This is a genomic window from bacterium, from assembly GCA_040754625.1.
Taxonomy (GTDB): domain Bacteria; phylum JACRDZ01; class JAQUKH01; order JAQUKH01; family JAQUKH01; genus JAQUKH01.
On record JBFMCF010000031.1, the window covers coordinates 13552 to 15637 of the forward strand.

General features: G+C 32.1%; 2 protein-coding genes. Both read right to left on the reverse strand.

Annotated elements, in window-relative coordinates; translation table 11 throughout:
• Positions 1-1503, reverse strand: a 1503-nt coding sequence (locus AB1498_02280; protein MEW6087116.1) for a hypothetical protein, incomplete at its 3' end; no start/stop codon positions are given.
• A gap of 305 nt (positions 1504-1808) precedes the next feature.
• Positions 1809-2086, reverse strand: a 278-nt coding sequence (locus AB1498_02285) for a hypothetical protein (protein ID MEW6087117.1), incomplete at its 5' end; no start/stop codon positions are given.

Sequence of the window (2086 nt, forward strand, 5' to 3'; positions counted from 1 at the left end):
AGTTTGATTGTCATTAATATTTAGCCAATTTTGAGTTGTAGTCACAGCACAGTTTATTTGCTCTACACATCCAAAATCACTTACAAGTCTTATATAACTGGCCATAACAGAATATTCCTGTTTACGAGAATCTGGTTGTAACCATTTATTTAATTCATCAATGCTATTGGCTATATCTTTTGTAGCCCCGTATTTTCTAGTTAGAGCTATTACTTTGCTTACTGTAATAGAGTGATTTATATTATGAATATCTACAGCCAATTTTTCAACAATGTTTTTCTTTTTTTCTAATTCCGGCCATTTTCCGTCAATCAAGACTAAAACTATTGATCTAATTTGGTCAACTTTTGGATGAAAGGTTATCCATGCCAATAAATAATCTAATACATCTTCTTTAAAATTTAAATAATCTTTTTTCAATACCTCTTCTTTAAAATCAACTGCTCCGTATTTTTTTAACTCAACAATAAAAACTGGCATTAATAAAACAAATCCTTTTTCTTTGTTGTGATTCTTTAGCCATTCCCAGCAATTTTTCAGGGTTTGTATCATTGTTTCGTGATCATAATATTTGATTAGTTTTATATATGGATCCCAAATTTTAGAAACATTAGGATGATTTTCGTTTTTAGATAGCCAATTGCTCATATTAGATGTAACCTCAGTAAGTTTTAATGGTTTTTTGGGGTCGGGGCTATGATTGATAAGGAACTTAATAAAAGCTTGTGTGGAATCCCAAAGATCCCCTGCATTATCTATCCATTCTTTATAATGTTCAATTTCTTCTTGAATTTCCTTGGTAAATACATTAGCTTGACGTGAAAGAAATTCTAAATATGCAACACGAAGTGTACCATTTTTGGGTTCTTTTTCTAACCAATTTTGGAACAGGGTTAATGCTCTTTTTGGATCTTCATTTTCAATTAAAGGTATTAACACTCGCAAATCAGCTACATTAACTGGCTCGCGATTTTTGGCTTCGTTTAAACAATCCACTTCTTGTTCTTTCATTTCGAGTGCCTTATAAACACGGCTAAAAATACACATTGAGTCAACGCCCAATTTTTTTTGAAGGTTCCTAATCTTTTTTGAATGCTCTAATAAAATACTTCTTAAATCTATGGCACTTATATTCTCCAAAACTACTCTAAAAAGATGCAAAATAAAAAGTGACTCCGGATAATTGCCAGGGGAAGCGGTAAATAACATTTCATTAATAAGAAGTTGTGGGCTTTCAAACTGCTCATAACTATCCCAATAAGTTTGTGCTAAGTACCAGTGAGCAGATTCAAGCAATGAAACTGTAGAATACTTACTCGTAGTCTCAAATATCCAATCATTCCTTCCGCGTAGTCTAAGTATATCGCTAAATTTACTTCTTTCTACCCTTTGGATTAACGATGCGGGAATCAAAAGTTTGTATCGGTGGGTAAAACAGACATATTTGAATGCTTCATACAAACGTGGCTGATTTGATTTACTTTTAAATCTTTCAACCTCCATTCCTCAATCGTTTCTGATGGTACTAAAGGAATCCCTATATTATCACCCTGAGAAATTAAAAAGGCATATATAAGAAAGGAATAAAATTTGTCAACTGATTTAAGTCGTTCAGACATTCTACTATCAATTGCAAGTCGATCGATTCCCAGATTTTCCAGTATTCTTTCTTTCTCATTTTCAGTTAATTGAAGTTCCTTCCTAAAGGTTAGAATCCCACTTTTTTCAATATCATTAAGTCTTCGGTTTAATCTATCGTTTGAGACTGCAGTGCCGATTATTGTTATCTTATAGCCTTTATCTGCTTTCTACATAAGAAAATGCATCATTGAGCTAAAAGCGATATCATTTTCAAAAATATCATCAATAAGTAAAAATATCTCCTCATTAACTATCTCACAAAATTTTATCAGATTATCCCATATTTCAGGACGATTGTTCCCTTTATAGACATATAATACCATTTTGAACTCAGAGGCTAAATCGTAACCAACTCTTCTCATTAAAGTACTTTTACCACTTAATGGCTGACCGTATATGCAAATAAATTTAGCAGTTGCTGTGTGCATAGTTTTAACTATATCAG